Below are 17,038 nucleotides of genomic sequence, written 5' to 3'. Positions count from 1 at the left end.
GCGTGGGCTCGGCTCTACATCCAGCTGACCTGCCCGTCGATCACCGGCTGTACCTGGCCGCCAATCCACACCGTGCCTTCGGCATCGACGCGGACGTGGACGCGGCCGTCGCGGCCGACTTCGCGGCCCTGGCTGGCCACGTACGCACCGCCGCCGCCGGGCAGGGCGCCACGCGCGCGCAGCCAGGCGCCGATGAGCGCGTTGGCGCTGCCGGTCACCGGGTCCTCGGGCACGTTCACCGCATCCCCGGGGCAGAACGCGCGCACCACGCGGCTGTGTCCAGCGCCGGCTTCATCGGCGAACACCGCCACCCCGGTCGCGCCGGTGGCATTGGTCCAGTCGCGCAGGGCGGCCATGTCCGGGGCCAGGCCGCGCACGGCGGCGGCATCGCGCAGCGGCAGCAGCCACCAGCGCGGGCCGTTGTCCCAGAGCTCGGGGGCATGGCCGTCGGCGGCCAGCGCCAGCAGCGGGTCTGGTACCTGGCCGGGCGCGGCGGGCAGGTGGCGTGCCGGCGGGCTGGCCAGTTCGATGCTGGGTGCGTCCGCCGGGCCACTCACCCGCACCGGCAGCAGGCCGGCGGCGCACTGCTGGACCAGGGCGCCGCCGTCGCGCGGCGTGGCCAGGCCGCAGGTGACCGCGGCCCAGGCCGCGCCGACGCTGGGGTGGCCCGCAAACGGCAGCTCGCTGCCGGGGGTGAAGATGCAGATGTGGTAGTCGGCGCCGGGGGCGCTGGGGCGCAGGAAGAACACCGTCTCGGACAGGTTCAGCCAGGCCGCCAGCGCCTGCATGCGCCCGGCGGACAGCCCGTCGGCGCCCAGCACCACGCCCAGCGGGTTGCCGCTGCCGGGCTGGTGGGCGAAGACATCAAGCTGCAGGTAGCGGAAGGCGGCCATCGGCGGGTCCATTGGGCTTAGAATCGAAGGTTCCGCCCCCTCGGGCGGCTCCCCCACATTACACATAGCCTATCCATGTCAGCTTCCCCCCTTGTCGATCGTTGGATCGTACTGAAGTTCGGCGGCACCTCGGTGTCGCGTCGCCACCGCTGGGACACGATCGGGAAGCTGGCGAAAAAACGTGCGGAAGAGACCGGCTCGCGCGTCCTGGTGGTGGTCTCGGCACTGTCCGGGGTCACCAACGAACTGACCGCGATTGCCGATGGCGCGCCGGACAGCCGCGATCGCGTGGCCGCCCTGGTCGAACGCCATGAGGGCTTCCTGGCCGAGCTCGGCCTGGGCCGCGAAGTACTGGGCGAACGTCTGGCCGCCCTGCAGGGGCTGCTGGATGACCCGCGCGCGGCCACCCGCCCGCTGGAATGGCAGGCTGAAGTGCTGGGCCAGGGCGAACTGCTGTCCTCGACCCTGGGCGCGGCCTACCTGCACGCCTCGGGCCTGGACATGGGCTGGATGGACGCCCGCCAGTGGCTGGACGCGATGCCGCCGCAGCCGAACCAGAGCGACTGGTCGCAGCGCCTGTCGGTGAACTGCCAGTGGCGCGCCGACGCGGAGTGGATGCAGCGCTTCCGCGCGCAGCCGACCCGCCTGCTGATCACCCAGGGCTTCATTTCCCGCCACGCCGACGGTGGCACCGCCATCCTCGGCCGCGGCGGTTCGGATACCTCGGCGGCGTACTTTGGTGCGCTGCTGGGCGCCAGCCGCGTGGAAATCTGGACCGACGTGCCGGGCATGTTCAGCGCCAACCCCAAGGACGTGCCGGACGCGCGCCTGCTGACCCGCCTGGACTATTACGAAGCGCAGGAAATCGCCACCACCGGCGCCAAGGTGCTGCACCCGCGCTCGATCAAGCCGTGTCGCGATGCCGGCGTGCCGATGGCCATCCTCGATACCGAGCGCCCGGAACTGCCGGGCACCAGCATCGATGGCAGCGCCGCACCGGTACCGGGCGTGAAAGCGATCAGCCGCCGCAACGGCATCGTGCTGGTGTCGATGGAAGGCATCGGCATGTGGCAGCAGGTCGGCTTCCTGGCCGATGTGTTCGGCCTGTTCAAGAAGCATGGCCTGTCGGTGGACCTGATCGGTTCGGCCGAGACCAACGTCACCGTGTCGCTGGACCCGTCCGAGAACCTGGTCAACACCGATGTGCTGGCCGCGCTGTCGGCCGACCTGTCGCAGATCTGCAAGGTGAAGGTGATCGTGCCGTGCGCGGCCATCACCCTGGTCGGCCGTGGCATGCGTTCGCTGCTGCACAAGCTGTCGGACGTGTGGGCCACCTTCGGCCGCGAGCGCGTGCACATGATCTCGCAGTCGTCCAACGACCTGAACCTGACCTTCGTCATCGACGAAGCCGACGCCGATGGCCTGCTGCCGATCCTGCACGCCGAACTGATCGACAGCGGCGCGATGCCGGTGGAAGAGACCGAAGTGTTCGGCCCGCGCTGGCGCGAGATCGCCGGCACCGTGCGCCCGCGCGGCACGCCGTGGTGGCGTGGCCAGCGTGCGCACCTGCTGCAGCTGGCCGACGCCGGTACGCCGCGCTACGTCTACCACCTGCCGACCGTACGAGCCCGCGCCCGCGCGCTGGCCGCGATCAAGCCGATCGACCAGCGCTACTACGCGATCAAGGCCAACAGCCACCCGGCCATCCTTGAGCTGCTGGAAGCCGAAGGCTTCGGCCTGGAATGCGTTTCGCACGGCGAGCTGAAGCACGTGTTCCAGCACCTGCCCGAGCTGTCGCCCAAGCGCGTGCTGTTCACCCCCAGCTTCTGCCCGCGCGAAGAGTACGAAGCCGGTTTCGCGCTCGGTGTCACCGTCACCGTGGACAACCTGGAAGCGCTGCAGCGCTGGCCGGACCTTTTCCGCAACCGCGAAATCTGGCTGCGCGTCGACCTGGGCCGTGGCGAAGGCCACCACGCCAAGGTCCGCACCGGCGGCAAGGATTCCAAGTTCGGCCTGCCGATGGCGCGCGTGGATGAGTTCGTGCGCACCGCCACGGACCTGGGTACCCGCGTGGTCGGCCTGCACGCGCACCTGGGCAGCGGCGTGGAAACCGCGCAGCACTGGCGCCTGATGTGCGATGAGCTGGCCGGTTTCGCCCGCCGCATCGGCAGCGTGCAGACCATCGACATCGGTGGCGGCCTGCCGATTCCGTACAGCGACGAAGACGAGCCGTTCGACCTGGATGCCTGGGCCGAGGGCCTGGCCGAAGTGAAGGCGCTGCACCCGGCGTTCCGCCTGGCGATCGAGCCGGGCCGCTACCTGGTGGCCGAATCGGGCGTGCTGCTGACCCATGCCACCCAGGTGGTGGAAAAGGACGGCGTGCGCCGCGTCGGCCTGGATGCCGGCATGAACACCCTGATGCGCCCGGCGCTGTATGACGCCTGGCATGACATCGAGAACCTCAGCCGCCAAGGCGGCTATGCCGAGGCGGCGTTCGATGTGGTCGGCCCGATCTGCGAATCCAGCGATGTGTTCGGCAAGCGCCGCAAGCTGCCGGTGTCCACTGCGCCGGACGATGTGATGCTGATCGCCGACGCCGGTGCCTACGGCTATGTGATGTCCAACACCTACAACCAGCGGGCGATGCCGCGCGAAGACGTGATCGAGTGATCACCACCCGCGCCCTGCACCCGCCCACCGACACGCCCCGCGCCCGCGCGCGGGTCCGTGCCTGACCGGAAACACCATGACTGCTTTCGACAAACACCAGGTTTCCCGCTTCCGCTTCGTCCGCTGCGAATTCGCTGCGGATACCGGCGTGGCCAAGCTGGTCTACGCCTTCGATGACGGCCCGGAGATGGTGGAAACCATTACCGTGCCCGGCGCCCCGTTCGTACTGGACGACGCGCGTGCCGCCGCGGTGCAGCGCGCACTGCAGCTGCTGCACCTGATTGCCGGTGTCAGCTACTACAAGGCGGGCGTGCCGGAAACGGTCAGCATCGACAGCTATGCCATCGATGCCGATACCGCAGCGCTGGTGGAGACGGTCTACCTCAACGGCCTGGGCGAGTTCGCCTACCGCAACGGCCTGAACCTGCGCGGGCGCTTCCGCCTGCCGGTACAGGGCGACGCGGTGCAGGCGCCGGTGCTGGGCCTGCAGCCGCATGCGCTGGTGGCCATCGGCGGCGGCAAGGATTCGCTGGTGAGCATCGAAGCGCTGCGCCGTGCAGGCGTGGACGAGACGGTGACCTGGATCGGTGGTTCGCAGCTGATCCGCGCCTGCGCCGAGCGCACCGGCCTGCCGACCCTCAACCTGGGCCGCGCGCTGGCGCCGGAACTGTTCGAGCTCAACCGCCAGGGCGCCTGGAACGGCCATATCCCGGTCACCGCGGTGAACTCGGCGATCATGGTGCTGGCCGCGCTGCTGCAGGGCGTGGACCAGGTGGTGTTCTCCAACGAGCGTTCGGCCAGCTACGGCAGCCAGATTCCGGGCACCGGCGAAGTGAACCACCAGTGGTCCAAGGGCTGGGCATTCGAGCAGGCGTTCGGCAACCACGTGCAGAAGCAGGTGGCCGCCGATCTGCACTACTACTCGCTGCTGCGCCCGATGTCCGAGCTGGCGGTGGCCCGCCAGTTCGCCAAGAGCGATTTCTACGACGCGCATTTCTCCAGCTGCAACCGCAATTTCCACATCCTGGGCGAGCGCCCGGTGAACCGCTGGTGCGGTGTCTGCCCGAAGTGCCACTTCGTGTTCCTGGCGCTGGCCCCGTTCATGCCCAAGACCCGCCTGGTGCGCATCTTCGGCCGCAACCTGCTGGACGATGCCGCGCAGGCCGGTGGTTTCGATGCACTGCTGGAGTTCCAGGACCACAAGCCGTTCGAATGCGTGGGCGAAGGCCGTGAATCGCGTGCGGCGATGGCGACCCTGGCGCAGCGCCCCGAATGGAAGGAAGACGTGCTGGTGAAGCGCTTCTGCAACGAGATCCAGCCGCAGCTGGATGCCGCTGAACTGGAACTGGCACCGCTGCTGCAGCTGCAGGGCGAGCACCGCATTCCGGCGGCGCTGTGGGAACGTGTGCGTGAAGATTTCGCAGCTTGAAGGCAAGCGCGTTGCGCTGTGGGGCTGGGGGCGTGAGGGCCGCGCGGCCTTTGCGGTGCTGCGCGCGCGCCTGCCTGCGTTGGCCCTGAGCCTGTTCTGTCCGGCCGCCGAGGCCGAGGCGGCACGTGCGGAAACGCAGGGGCTGCTGGACGTGCGTGGCGAGCCCACTGCCGAGGCGCTGGCCGCCTTCGATGTGGTGATCAAGTCGCCCGGCATCAGCCCTTACCAGCCGATCGCGCTGGCGGCGGCGGGGCAGGGCACGGCCTTCATCGGCGGCACCGCGCTGTGGTTTGCCGAACACGCCGGTACCGATGGCATCGTGCACGACACCGTGTGCGTGACCGGCACCAAGGGCAAGAGCACCACCACCGCACTGGTGGCGCACCTGCTGCGCGCGGCCGGCCACCGCACCGGCCTGGTCGGCAATATCGGCCTGCCGCTGCTGGAGGTGCTGGACCCGCAGCCCGCGCCCGCGTTCTGGGCGGTTGAACTGTCCAGCTACCAGACCGGTGAAGTGGCGCGCAGTGGCGCCCGCCCGCAGGTGGCGGTGGTGCTCAACCTGTTCCCCGAACACCTGGACTGGCACGGCAGCGAACAGCGCTACATCGAAGACAAGCTGCGGCTGGTGACCGAGGCCGCGCCGCGGATTGCCGTGCTCAATGCCGCCGATCCGCATCTGGCCGCGCTGTCGTTGCCGGACAGCGAGGTGGTCTGGTTCAACCAGCCGCAGGGCTGGCACATGCGTGGCGATGTCGTGCACCGTGGCGAACAGGCCGTGTTCGATACCCGCAACACGCCGCTGCCGGGCCGCCACAACCGCGGCAACCTGTGCGCGGTGCTGGCCGCGCTGGAAGCGCTGGGCCTGGACGCGGTGGCGCTGGCACCGGCGGTGCAGGATTTCCGGCCCCTGCCGAACCGCCTGCAGCGCATCGGCGTGGCCGAAGGCCTGACCTACGTCAACGATTCGATCAGCACCACGCCGCACGCCAGCCTGGCCGCGCTGGAATGCTTTGCCGGCCAGCGCATCGCGCTGCTGGTGGGCGGCCACGACCGTGGCCTGGACTGGACCGGTTTCATGCAGCACATGGCGCACGACGAGCCGCCGGTGGAGATCGTCACGATGGGCAGCAACGGCCCGCGCATCCACGCGATGCTGCAGCCGCTGGCCGATGCCGGACGTTTCGGCCTGCACGCGGCGGGCGATCTGCCCGAGGCGATGGCGCTGGCGCGTACGGCGCTGGGTGCGCAGGGCGGGGTGGTGCTGTTGTCGCCGGGCGCGCCGAGTTTTGGTGCCTACCGCGATTACGTGGCCCGCGGCCGTCACTTTGCCGAACTGGCCGGGTTCGATCCGGACAGCATCAGCGCGATTCCGGGCCTGGGCATCGGGTAGTGCCGGCCGCTGGCCGGCAATCCGCGGCACCGCATCCACGCATGGCGTGGCTCTACTGCAGGGGCGAGTTACCATCGGCGCATTCCCGGACGGATTCGAGAAGCCTGCATGTGCACCTTCATCACCCTGTTCCTGCCCACCTCGTTTGCGCACGTTGAAGCCGCCGCGATCATGAAGCGCAGCGGCCGGAGCTTGTTCGCCCAGGCATCGCCCAGCCTGCAGGCGGCGGTCGGGCCCGGCTGGCAGCCGTGGCTGAGCGCCGCGCACTGCGATTGCGGCACGGCCCTGGCGTCGGCACGCACGGAGCCGGAATGGAAGGGCGATGCCGAGCGCTGGCGGAAAAAAGGCTGGAGCGAGGCGAAGATCGCCCGCGCCCTGGCAGAGCAGTTGGCGCATTTCGAGCAGGAGCGGCAGGCACGCCAGAGCAAAGGCCTGGGTGATGCCGGCCAGTGGCTGCAGCGCATCGACGCGCTGCTGCAGGCCGGTGCGGCGCGCATCGGCCTGCTGGTGCGTGACTACGACGGTGCGGTGAGTGCCCAGCAGCCGAACCCGCCGGAACATCATTGGTCGCGGGATCAGCTGGCCGCCGCGGATCTGCTGGCGCTCGCGCCGGGCACGTTGCATTGGATCGAGCGCGGGTGAGAGCGCCCTCCACGCATGGCGTGGATCTACTCCTGATCGATGAACGCGTAATCGCGATCAATCAACTGCTGCAGGTAGGCATCGAAGCTGGGCGCGATGACCGCATAGCTGTCCGGATCATGCAGGTAGCGCACCACCTGGCCGACGGTACCACCCGGTGCCGGGTCGAAATCCAGGTACAGCATCGAGGTGCCGCCGTTGTTCATGCAGTGCGAGAAACACAGGCGACGGTTCATCGGCAGGTCGCCATCGATGCCATCGCCCAGGATCTCCGGCTCGTCATCCAGCCACTCCTCGTAGATGGAGCGGATGCTGTCGTCCCACTGCTGCTGGTCTTCGAAAATCTGCGCGACCGAGCGCAGGTAGTACGGGTAGCCGCCGTCCTCGACGTCCGAACCCAGCACGTAGACCACCACTTCGCCCCCGGGATACTCGCGGAAGTGCGTGCCATCCACCCGCGACAGCAGGGCCAGCAGGCTGTCGGGCACCTGCGGCCACTGCGTGCGCAGGCGCTGCAGGTCTTCGGCGCTGGCGCCCTGGACATGTGCCCACTGCGCAGCGTCCTCGGCAGGCAGGCGCGGGACAAGGCCGGAAAGAAAGCGATCAACAAGGTTCATGTAAAAGAGGGGCGGAGGGGATCAGGTCGTATCCAACCACACCTGCGTCACGTCGCCAATGCAGAATGCGACGCGGGAGGGTGTTCTGCGACGTGATCCCCTCCATTCCCTTTTCAGTGGAGCAGTCACATGAACCGATGGCGTTGTGGCGTGGCGATGGTGCTGGGGCTGGCGGCGATGCCGGCCTGGGCGGCGATGAAGACCCAGCCGGTGGAATGGAAGCACCAGGGCACGACCTTCAGTGGCGTGCTGGTCTATGACGACGGCGACAACGACAAGCGCCCGGGCCTGGTGATGGTGCCCAACTGGAAGGGCGTGAACGAATCGGCCATCGAGAAGGCCAAGCAGCTGGCCGGCGATGACTACGTGGTGCTGGTGGCCGATGTGTACGGCAAGGGCGTGCGGCCGAAGACCGATGCCGAGGCTGGCCCGGTGGCGACCAAGCTGCGCAATGACCGGCCGCTGCTGCGGGCGCGCGCGCTGGAGGCGGTGAACGTGCTCAAGGCCCAGGCCGGCAAGGCGCCGCTGGATGCCAGCCGGATCGGTGCGGTGGGCTTCTGCTTCGGCGGCACCACGGTGCTGGAACTGGCCCGTGCCGGTGCGCCGCTGGCCGGTGTGGTCAGCCTGCACGGTGGGCTGGGTTCACCGCTGCCGGCACAGGCCGGTGGCAGCCATCCCTCGGTGCTGGTGCTCAACGGCGCCGACGACAAGAGCGTGACCGCCGAAGACATCGGCAGCTTCCAGAAGGAAATGGACGCGGCCAAGGTCGACTGGGAGTTCACCAACTACAGCGGCGCAGTGCACTGCTTCGCCGAGCGCGACGCCAACAATCCGCCCGGCTGCCAGTACAACGAACGGGCGGCCAAGCGCGCATGGAAGGCGCTGGATGAGTTCTTCGAGGAGCGGTTCCGGTAATCAAAGGCGTGGGGGCCCCCCCGGGGGCCCCCCCCCGGGGGGGGTGGGGGCCGCCCACGGGGCGGCCCCCCACGTTTCTTTTTGGGCCGACCACCGGTCGGCACCCACAGGAAGAGGTAGGTGCCGACCGTTGGTCGGCACACCTTCACCCATCAATGCGAGCGCTGCACCGCGTAACGGGCCAGGCCGCGCAGGGCCGCCACGGCATCGTTGTCGCCCAGGCCGTCAAGCGCGCGCTCGGCGGCTTCGGCGTATTCCTCGGCACGGCGGCGGCTGTAGTCCAGGCCGCCGGTGGCGCGGATGGCGGCCAGCACTTCCGGCATGGCCGAGGCGTCGCCGTCCTGCACGATGCTGCGCAGGCGCTCGCGGGTGGCGTCGTCCGAATGGGCCATGGCGTGGATCAGCGGCAGGGTCGCTTTGCCTTCGGCCAGGTCGTCGCCCAGGTTCTTGCCCAGTTCCTCGGCGTTGGCCGAGTAATCCAGCACGTCGTCGGCAATCTGGAAGGCATAGCCCAGGTGCATGCCGTAGTCGTACAGGGCCTGCTGGGTGGCTTCGTCCACGCCGCTGGCCAGCGCGCCCAGGCGGGTGCCGGCGGCGAACAGCACTGCGGTCTTGCGCTCGATCACGCGCAGGTAGGCGGCTTCGTCGGTGTCCGGGTTGTGCACGTGCAGCAGCTGCAGCACTTCGCCTTCGGCGATGCGGTTGGTGGTATCGGCCAGGATCTGCATGACCGGCATGCGGTCCAGTTCCACCATCAGCTGGAAGCTGCGCGAATACAGGAAGTCACCCACCAGCACGCTCGGCGCGTTGCCCCACAGGGCATTGGCGGTGCTGCGGCCGCGCCGCAGGCTCGATTCGTCCACCACGTCGTCGTGCAGCAGGGTGGAGGTGTGGATGAACTCGATGATCGCCGCCAGCTGGTGGTGCTCCGGGCCGGCCGTGCCGACCGCGTGGCCGGCCAGCATCACCAGCATCGGCCGCAGGCGCTTGCCGCCGGCGGAAATGATGTGGTCGGCGATCTGGTTGATCAGTACGACGTCCGAGGACAGCCGGTGCCGGATCAGGGCATCGACGGCGGCCATGTCGGCCGCAGCAAGCGACTGGATCTGGGGCAGGCCCAGGGCGGGACGGGTGTCTTCGGTGATGGTCATGCGATCAGGCTTTCAGGCTCACCGCCAATTATAGGGGCTGGCCGTGAAATCGGGCGGAAACCGGCCCATCCGGCCTTTTCGCAGGGCGTTGGCCGGCCTGGCGGCGTGAATACGTATGCAGGCAGCGCCATGCCCGGGAAGCCGCCGCTAAGCTTGCCGGAGTTGGTTTTCGGCCCGCTTCCGGTGGGTCCCGCATGCCCGGAGGGGGGCTGTCGATGTCGCACAATCCATGGTGGCGCGGAGCCGTCATCTACCAGATCTACCCGCGCAGCTACCTCGACGCCAGCGGCGACGGGGTGGGCGACCTGCCGGGCATCATCGAGCGGCTGGACCACATCGCGGCGCTGGGCGCCGATGCGATCTGGATCTCGCCGTTCTTCAAATCGCCGATGGCCGATTTCGGCTATGACATCGCCGACTACCGCGATGTCGACCCGCTGTTTGGCAGCCTGGAGGACTTCGACCGCCTGCTGGCCAAGGCGCATGGCCTGGGCCTGAAGGTGATGATCGACCAGGTGCTCAGCCACACCTCGCTCGAGCATGCGTGGTTCCGCGAGAGCCGCCAGGACCGGACCAACCCCAAGGCCGACTGGTACGTGTGGGCCGACCCGCGCGAGGACGGCACCCCGCCCAACAACTGGCTGTCGCTGTTCGGCGGCGGCGCCTGGCAGTGGGAGCCGCGCCGCGAGCAGTACTACCTGCACAACTTCCTGGTCGACCAGCCGGACCTGAACTTCCACAACCCGGACGTGCAGCAGGCCACGCTGGACAACGTGCGGTTCTGGCTCGACCGCGGCGTGGACGGCTTCCGCCTGGACGCCATCAACTTTTGCTTCCACGACGCGCAGCTGCGCGACAACCCGCCCAAACCGGCGGACAAGCGCGTGGGCCGCGGCTTCAGCCCGGACAATCCGTACGCGTATCAGTACCACTACTACAACAACACCCAGCCGGAGAACCTGCCGTTCCTGGAGCAGCTGCGTGCGCTGCTGGACGAGTACCCGGGCGCGGTGAGCCTGGGCGAGATCTCCTCGGAGGACTCGCTGGCCACCACCGCCGAGTACACCCAGGACGGCCGCCTGCACATGGGCTACAGCTTCGAGCTGCTGGTGGACGACTACAGCGCGGCCTACATCCGCGACACGGTCTCCCGCCTGGAAGCGGTGATGACCGAAGGCTGGCCGTGCTGGGCGGTGTCCAACCATGACGTCGAACGTGCGGTGAGCCGCTGGGGTGGCCGTCCGTCCGACCCGCGCCTGGCCCGCATGCTGGTGGCGATGCTGTGCTCGCTGCGCGGTTCGGTCTGCCTGTACCAGGGGGAAGAGCTGGGCCTGGCCGAGGCGGAAGTCGCCTTCGAGGACCTGCAGGACCCCTACGGCATCACCTTCTGGCCCAACTTCAAGGGCCGTGATGGCTGCCGCACGCCGATGCCGTGGACCGATGCCCCGCTGGCCGGCTTCACCACCGGCAAGCCCTGGCTGCCGATCCCGGCCGAGCACCGGGCGGCGGCGGTGGCCGTGCAGGAGGCCGACCCGGGTTCGGTCCTGGCGGCCTTCCGCGGCTTCCTCGTCTGGCGACGGACCCAGCCGGCCCTGCAGCACGGGGACATCCGTTTCCTGGACAGTGCCGAGCCAGTGCTGCTGTTCGAGCGTATGCTTGCAGATGAAACCCTCCTGCTGGCCTTCAACCTGTCGGCCGAGTCGGTGAGCCATCCGCTGCCGTCGGGCAACTGGCAGCAGGTGGCGGTGCCGGGCCCGGATGCGGGCACGGTGCAGGGCAATGAACTCCAGCTGCCGCCGCGCGCGGTGTATTGCGCACGACGCAGCTGACCGATTTCTCCGGTGGCGGTACTTGCGGGGACGGGGCCGAAGCGCCCCGTCCCTTTTTTGTGGGTCGTTGTTGGCCGTCACTTTCCAACTATTGGAATGGAATCGGCCGGGGTGGGCGTGGACACTGGTGGCCCCCCTCCATGGTGGACCTTCCATGCATGGCTTCTCTTCGCTGTTGCGCCTGTTGGCACTGGCGGTGGCGCTGTCCATTGCCCACCCCGCCTGCGCCACCCCCATCGTGATCGTAGGCCCAGCGCTGGAAGAGGCCTTCGAGGGTTCTGACGTGGTGCCCGGCCTGAAGCAGTTGCTCGGGCCGGAGTACGCGGCGTTCCGGCGCAACTTCGATGAATCTGCGACGCCGGTGCCGCTGAAGAGTGGTGGCCTGCTGCTGGCCGGGTGGCGGCTGGGCTTTCCTGATTCCTACGGTGCGGTGGTGGTGCGGCATCCAGACGGAAGCCTGGACGCGGCCTACTACAACGCGGGTCAGCGCGCCCCGCGCCACTTCTCGAACGCAGACCAGCCCCACCACCTGGCGCTGCGGGCCTGGGCGAGGCAATACGTTGGCGATGCGCCGCAGATCTTCCCGGACGGTTGGGATTCGTAAGTTGCTGGAGTTTTCCAAGTGAAGAAGAACAGGTGGCCCTGCGGGCCGGGTCTGGCCGGGGCTGCATGGCACAGACCGACGGGCAGCTGATCGATTTCTCCGGTGGCGGTACTTGCGGGGACGGGGCCGGAGCGCCCCGCCCCTTTTTTTTGGGGGGACTGTCGCCTGAACGCGATGCTGGACGCTTCTGCTTCGGCACATGCCGCCTGTTACAGCGGCCGCGTAGCGGCAGGAGGATGCGCGGCAGCGAGGGTCTGCAGCATCGCGAACTTGGCAGGATGCGCCTGCGCGAAGTACTGCGTGGCGGTGGGGTCAAGCTTGCCTTCTTCGTAGGCCCAGCCAAGCAGGTACTCCCGGGCATGCGGGCCAAGCCTGAGTTCTTCCGGCACCAGGACCTGCACCGATAGGGAGTTCGGCAGCGCATGCCTCAGCAGATACTGGGCACTGAGCCGGGCAAGCCACTCTGTATCCTCTGCAGACAGGTGTTCAAGCGTCCATACGTCCTGCGACCGGGCCAATGCGGAGACTTCAGCCAATGCGATGAGTTCGTTGGACAGCCACTGGTTTGCGAGGGTGGCGCGTAGATCGGCCCGGGGCAGTGACCTGAGCAGTGCACCAAGACCTTCTGCCGTGCCTGCAAAGAAAACCAGTACGTAATTGAGCAGATACGCCGCGCTCTGGCCAAGCGCGGTGCGGCCCGGCTGCCCGGCCTGGATGGCCAGTGCGCATTCCAGCAGCGGTAGCAACCGGGCCTTGTCATGCCACAGCCGGTGTACTTCGCTGGCATCACGATGAAGTGCCATCAGGGTCTTCTGCAGAATCTGGTTCGGGGCATTCATCGGGTTTCTTGTTGTTCTGGACGACACGCTTGAAGATGGTAATGCACGGTGGCCGGCGGTCTTCAAGCCACTGATCCTGATGGCCCTCCCCGCATGGCGGATTTCCGATGCGTTCCTTTGATTCCTGGTTGCGTGTATTGGCACTGGCGGTGGCACTGTCCGTTGCCCATCCCGTCTGCGCCACGCCCATCATGATCGTAGGCCCAGCGCTGGAGGATGCCTTCGAGGGCTCTGACGTGGTGCCTGGCCTGAAGCAGTTGCTCGGACCGGAGTACGCGGCGTTCCGGCGCAACTTCGATGAGTCGGCGGTGCCGGTGCCGCTCAAGGATGGAGGGCTGCTGCTGGACGGGTGGCGCTTGGGTTTCCCTGTACACCATGCCGCGGCGGTCCTGGTCCATCCCGATGGCGCCCTGCATGCGGCGTATTACAACGCGGAAGACCGAGCGGTGCGTTACTTCTCCACGACAGGTGAACTGCAGCACCGCGTCCTGCTGGTCTGGGCCAGGCGATTCGACCTGCCGCGTGTCCATTTGAGTTCCACCAGTGGTTCCCCGGAAGAGGGCGCCTGAGTCCTGACGAGAGAGAGGTTGTGCCATGTGGGAACTGCTGGGGCAGATCATTACCGTGGCCCTGAACAATGTTGGCCATGCTCTTGGCCGATCCAGCGGGCGCATCCTGCTGGTGATGATGCTGGTCATCGCCATCAGCTGCGCTGTGCTGATCTCATGATGTTCTGCCGGGTGCATCCACGCCATGCGTGGATGCATTCAGTAGACCCACGCCATGCGTGGATGCATTCAGTAGATCCACGCCATGCGTGGATGCATTCAGTAGATCCACGCCATGCGTGGATGCGATACCGGGCGCGGTGTCCACGCGCAAAAAGAAAACCCGCTGCGTGTGCAGCGGGTTTCCGGTCCTGCTCCCCTTGTGTGTCGCCGGGCATGGCCCGGCGCTACCGGGGGGGGGGGCGCCCCCCCCCCGGGGGGGGGGGGGGGGGGGGGGGGGCCCGCGGCCGGCACTACCGATCGTGGTCAGAACTTGTAGTTCACGCCCAGCACGTAGGTGCGGCCCCACTCGATGTATTCCAGCGGGCGGTCCGTGGTGCCGGCGTAGGTGCGGTACGGCTCGTTGGTCAGGTTGCTTCCCTGCAGCAGCAGGGTCAGGCCACGCATGGCGCTGCTGTCGCTGAAGGTGTAGCTGATCTGCGCATCGGTCACGTTCTCGCCCACCACGTAACGCAGCGTGCGGTTGCCGTTGAAGTTGCCGATCTCACCGATGAAGTCCGAACGACGGCGCTGGCTCACGCGCGCTTCGAAGCCGTTGCGCTCGAAGTAGGCGGTGAAGTTGTACACGCGCTCGGACAGGCCGGGCAGACTGATCGGATCCGAACCCACGCTGGAGGCGCTTTCCGGGTCGAGGATCTTGATGTCGCTCTTGTTGAAGGTGGCACTGGCCTGCACGCCGAAGCCACGCAGGCTGTCGGTCAGCATGTCCAACGGGAACGATGCAGTCAGTTCCAGGCCCTTCAGCGTGCCGCCCTTGCCGTTTTCCGGGGTGGAGAACGTGCCGGTGGTCAGCACCGGTGCGGTCATGCCCGGCGGCGGCACGTAGCTGCCCAGCAGGTCGGTGAAGTCGTAGTCATCCACCGACTGGGTGTAGACGTAGCTCTTCAGGTCCTTGTAGAAGATCGCGGCGGCCACGTAGGCCTTTTCACCGAAGTACTTCTCGTAGGACAGGTCCAGCGCGGTGGCACGCCACGGATCCAGCAGCGGGTTGCCGCCGCTGCCGCCGGGCTTGCCGGTGGCGGTATCCACGCCGAACTCCAGGCCGGCACGCATCTGGTCCACGCGCGGGCGCGCGACCTGCTTGGCCGCGGCGAAGCGCAGCGTCTGCTGGTGCGGGAACATGAAGGCCAGGTTCAAGCTCGGCAGCCAGTCGTTGTAGGTCTTGCCGTTGGAATACGGCTGGATGTTGCTGCCGGCCGGCTGCGAGCTGTCCCAGTAGCGCGAATCCGAGCTCTGGTCAGTGTGCTGCATCTGCACGCCGATGTTGCCGCGCACACCCACCTTACCGATGTCGGTGTTGATGTTCAGGCGGGCCCAGGCGGTGGTGATCTTTTCCTGCACCACCCACGACTTCGGGATCAGGTAGTCGAGGTTGTCGACCGGGTTGAAGGTCATGTAGCGGCCCACGGCCGCCGGCACGTTCCAGGCCGGGATGTAGCCGATGCCGGCAAAGCCCAGGTTGACGGGCGAATACTGCAGGTCCGGGGCGATGTTGGCATCGCCCTGCGCACCCAGCAGGATGTTGCCTTCGGACTGGGTCTTGGTCTTGCGGCGGTCGGCGTAGTTCACGCCGATGTCCACGTCCGGTGCCCACGAGGCGATGGCCTCGGGCAGGGCGATGGTCGCGGCCAGCTTGGCACCCTTCAGGCGGTCTTCCACCTGCGGCACCTTGCCGTAGCCGGAGCCGTAGATGGTGTTGGTCAGGAACAGCGCATTGGGATCGGAGTAATCCAGGCCCGGGCTGATCTGCGAGAAGCCGTTCGGGCGGATCTGCAGGCCGATGGTGTCCAGCTGCGGCATCGGGGTCAGCTGCAGGTTGTTTTCCAGGTTCAGCTCATCGCGCGTGGCCTTGGAGTAGTTCACATCGGCGACGAGCTTGACGCTGCCGAAGGTGAACTCGTTGTTCCAGCCGAACGCATCGATCTTGTCCTTGCGCTTGTTGTACATGCCGCGCACCAGCGGGTAAACGCCGCTGGCGGTGCCACCGGTGAAGGTGCCATCGGCATTGACCTGCGGGTTGCTGATCAGCAGGCCCGGGGTATAGCCACCATTGAAGTTGCTCAGGTTGAGCTCGAACTGGTTGGCGGTGTCGATCTGCTCGGCTTCGGTGTGGAACGCATCGAAGGTGCTGGTCCAGGCGTTGTTCGGCCGGAACTGGATGGTGGCCATCACGCCGTCGCGCTTGTTGTTGCCGGTACGGCGCAGCGCCTTGATGCCATCGGAGAAGTACGTGCCTGCGGCCACGCCCGGGCGGTTGCCGTTGGTGGTCTGCTCGGTGGTCCACGGCTCGTACAGGCCGACCTGGTTTTCCTGGATCGGGTTGTCGCTGTGCGCGTAGCCGATCGAGATGCCCAGGGTCTTGTCGAAGAACTGGTCGATGTAGCTGGCGCTGAAGCGGTTGCCGAATTCATCCACATTGGCGGCTTCGCCGAGCGAACTCTTCTGCAGGCGGCCGCTGACGGCGATCACGCGGTCGGGGAAGCTGAGCGGGCGCACGGTCTGCATGTCGATGGTGCCCGACAGGCCCTGGCCGACCAGGGCGGCGTCCGGGGTCTTGTAGACGGTCACGCCGTTCACCAGTTCCGAGGGGTACTGGTCGAACTCGACGCTGCGGTTGTCGCCGGTGCTGACCACTTCACGCCCGTTGAGCAGGGTGGTGGCGAAGTCGGGCGACAGGCCGCGCACGCTGATGACCTGGGCACGGCCGGCCACGCGCTGGGCGGCCAGGCCGGGCAGGCGGCCCAGCGATTCGGCGATGCTGACGTCGGGCAGCTTGCCGATGTCTTCGGCCGAGATCGCTTCGACCACCGAGGTGGCGTCCTGCTTGATCGCAATGGCGTTTTCGATGCCGCGGCGGATGCCGGTGACCTGTACGGTGTCCAGGTTGGTGGCGGACGTACCGGTGGCGGTTTCGGTGGACTGCGTGGATTGCGCCGACGCCAGCGACGGCACCAGTGCAACGGCCAGCGCCAGACTCAGCGCGGTGCGCGTGTGGTTCAACATTTTCCCCTCCCAGGCAATGTTGTAGAGCATCTTGTGGTCGTCCCGGCGGTGCCGTGGACGTGCGACGCGGTGGCCGCTGTCGTCGCCGCTATGGTAGGCAGCGGCTTCTCCGCGGGAATCACCCTGCATACGTATTCAATGGCTTTCGCAGCGTTGTAATCGATTCCAGTGCCCGTATCCCGGCGCTCTGCGCCGCCGCCCGCCCGGGGGGGGGGGGGGGGCCGGGTTGAGGCCCGCCCCGCCGCGCGGGGGGGGGGCGGCGGGGGGG

Annotated in this window: 14 protein-coding genes; 9 read left to right on the top strand and 5 right to left on the bottom strand. The window is 67.7% G+C overall.

What is annotated here, in order from left to right; all coding sequences use genetic code 11:
* Positions 1-14: 14 nt before the first annotated feature.
* A complete protein-coding gene (locus IAE41_RS11200) occupies positions 15-893 on the bottom strand; it encodes a PhzF family phenazine biosynthesis protein (protein WP_200733173.1) in 879 nt (292 codons plus the stop codon).
* 75 nt (positions 894-968) lie between these two features.
* Between IAE41_RS11200 and IAE41_RS11195 the strand changes: the two genes are divergently transcribed.
* From IAE41_RS11195 to IAE41_RS11180, 4 genes are all read left to right on the top strand, one after another.
* A complete protein-coding gene (locus IAE41_RS11195) occupies positions 969-3,563 on the top strand; it encodes a bifunctional aspartate kinase/diaminopimelate decarboxylase (protein ID WP_079220967.1) in 2,595 nt (864 codons plus the stop codon).
* A 76-nt stretch (positions 3,564-3,639) separates the two neighbouring features.
* A complete protein-coding gene (gene murL / locus IAE41_RS11190; protein ID WP_200733172.1) occupies positions 3,640-4,992 on the top strand; it encodes a UDP-N-acetyl-alpha-D-muramoyl-L-alanyl-L-glutamate epimerase in 1,353 nt (450 codons plus the stop codon).
* Positions 4,973-6,382: a UDP-N-acetylmuramoyl-L-alanine--D-glutamate ligase gene (gene murD / locus IAE41_RS11185; protein WP_200733171.1), complete on the top strand. Its 1,410-nt coding sequence runs from the start codon at positions 4,973-4,975 to the stop codon at positions 6,380-6,382. Before murL ends, murD begins: the two co-directional genes overlap by 20 nt.
* A gap of 108 nt (positions 6,383-6,490) precedes the next feature.
* Positions 6,491-7,024, top strand: coding sequence for a hypothetical protein (locus IAE41_RS11180; RefSeq protein WP_200733170.1), 534 nt, complete (start codon positions 6,491-6,493; stop codon positions 7,022-7,024).
* A gap of 26 nt (positions 7,025-7,050) precedes the next feature.
* Here the strand turns inward: IAE41_RS11180 and IAE41_RS11175 are convergent, their stop codons facing one another.
* On the bottom strand, positions 7,051-7,641 hold the full coding sequence (locus IAE41_RS11175; protein WP_200733169.1) for an SMI1/KNR4 family protein: 591 nt from the start codon (positions 7,639-7,641) through the stop codon (positions 7,051-7,053).
* 129 nt (positions 7,642-7,770) lie between these two features.
* Here IAE41_RS11175 and IAE41_RS11170 point away from each other — a divergent pair, with 129 nt between their 5' ends.
* The gene (locus tag IAE41_RS11170) at positions 7,771-8,556 is read left to right on the top strand and encodes a dienelactone hydrolase family protein (protein ID WP_200733168.1); all 786 of its coding nucleotides are present in this window, start codon (positions 7,771-7,773) and stop codon (positions 8,554-8,556) included.
* Between the two features lie 152 nt (positions 8,557-8,708).
* On the opposite strand, the gene IAE41_RS11165 is transcribed toward IAE41_RS11170, so the two are convergent.
* Positions 8,709-9,707, bottom strand: coding sequence for a polyprenyl synthetase family protein (locus IAE41_RS11165; protein WP_079220972.1), 999 nt, complete (start codon positions 9,705-9,707; stop codon positions 8,709-8,711).
* Positions 9,708-9,922: 215 nt separating this feature from the next.
* On the opposite strand from IAE41_RS11165, the gene IAE41_RS11160 reads away from it, so the two are divergent.
* The gene (locus IAE41_RS11160; protein ID WP_200733167.1) at positions 9,923-11,536 is read left to right on the top strand and encodes an alpha-glucosidase family protein; all 1,614 of its coding nucleotides are present in this window, start codon (positions 9,923-9,925) and stop codon (positions 11,534-11,536) included.
* A 154-nt stretch (positions 11,537-11,690) separates the two neighbouring features.
* Positions 11,691-12,140 (top strand): hypothetical protein, encoded by a 450-nt coding sequence (locus tag IAE41_RS11155; protein ID WP_200733166.1) that lies wholly within the window; start codon positions 11,691-11,693, stop codon positions 12,138-12,140.
* Positions 12,141-12,349: 209 nt separating this feature from the next.
* Here the strand turns inward: IAE41_RS11155 and IAE41_RS11150 are convergent, their stop codons facing one another.
* The gene (locus IAE41_RS11150) at positions 12,350-13,045 is read right to left on the bottom strand and encodes a hypothetical protein (protein WP_200733165.1); all 696 of its coding nucleotides are present in this window, start codon (positions 13,043-13,045) and stop codon (positions 12,350-12,352) included.
* Positions 13,046-13,086: 41 nt separating this feature from the next.
* Here IAE41_RS11150 and IAE41_RS11145 point away from each other — a divergent pair, with 41 nt between their 5' ends.
* Both IAE41_RS11145 and IAE41_RS22655 read left to right on the top strand, forming a co-directional pair.
* Entirely contained in the window at positions 13,087-13,548 is a 462-nt protein-coding gene (locus tag IAE41_RS11145; RefSeq protein WP_200733164.1) for a hypothetical protein, read from the top strand.
* Between the two features lie 25 nt (positions 13,549-13,573).
* The gene (locus tag IAE41_RS22655) at positions 13,574-13,708 is read left to right on the top strand and encodes a hypothetical protein (RefSeq protein WP_265349647.1); all 135 of its coding nucleotides are present in this window, start codon (positions 13,574-13,576) and stop codon (positions 13,706-13,708) included.
* 305 nt (positions 13,709-14,013) lie between these two features.
* On the opposite strand, the gene IAE41_RS11140 is transcribed toward IAE41_RS22655, so the two are convergent.
* Entirely contained in the window at positions 14,014-16,770 is a 2,757-nt protein-coding gene (locus IAE41_RS11140; protein ID WP_200733163.1) for a TonB-dependent receptor, read from the bottom strand.
* Between the last annotated feature and the right edge of the window lie 268 nt (positions 16,771-17,038).

It is taken from the genome of Stenotrophomonas sp. S39, assembly GCF_016624665.1.
Taxonomy (GTDB): Bacteria; Pseudomonadota; Gammaproteobacteria; order Xanthomonadales; family Xanthomonadaceae; genus Stenotrophomonas.
Note: the sequence above shows the minus strand (reverse complement) of the source record. Positions and strands in the feature narration are given on the sequence as shown.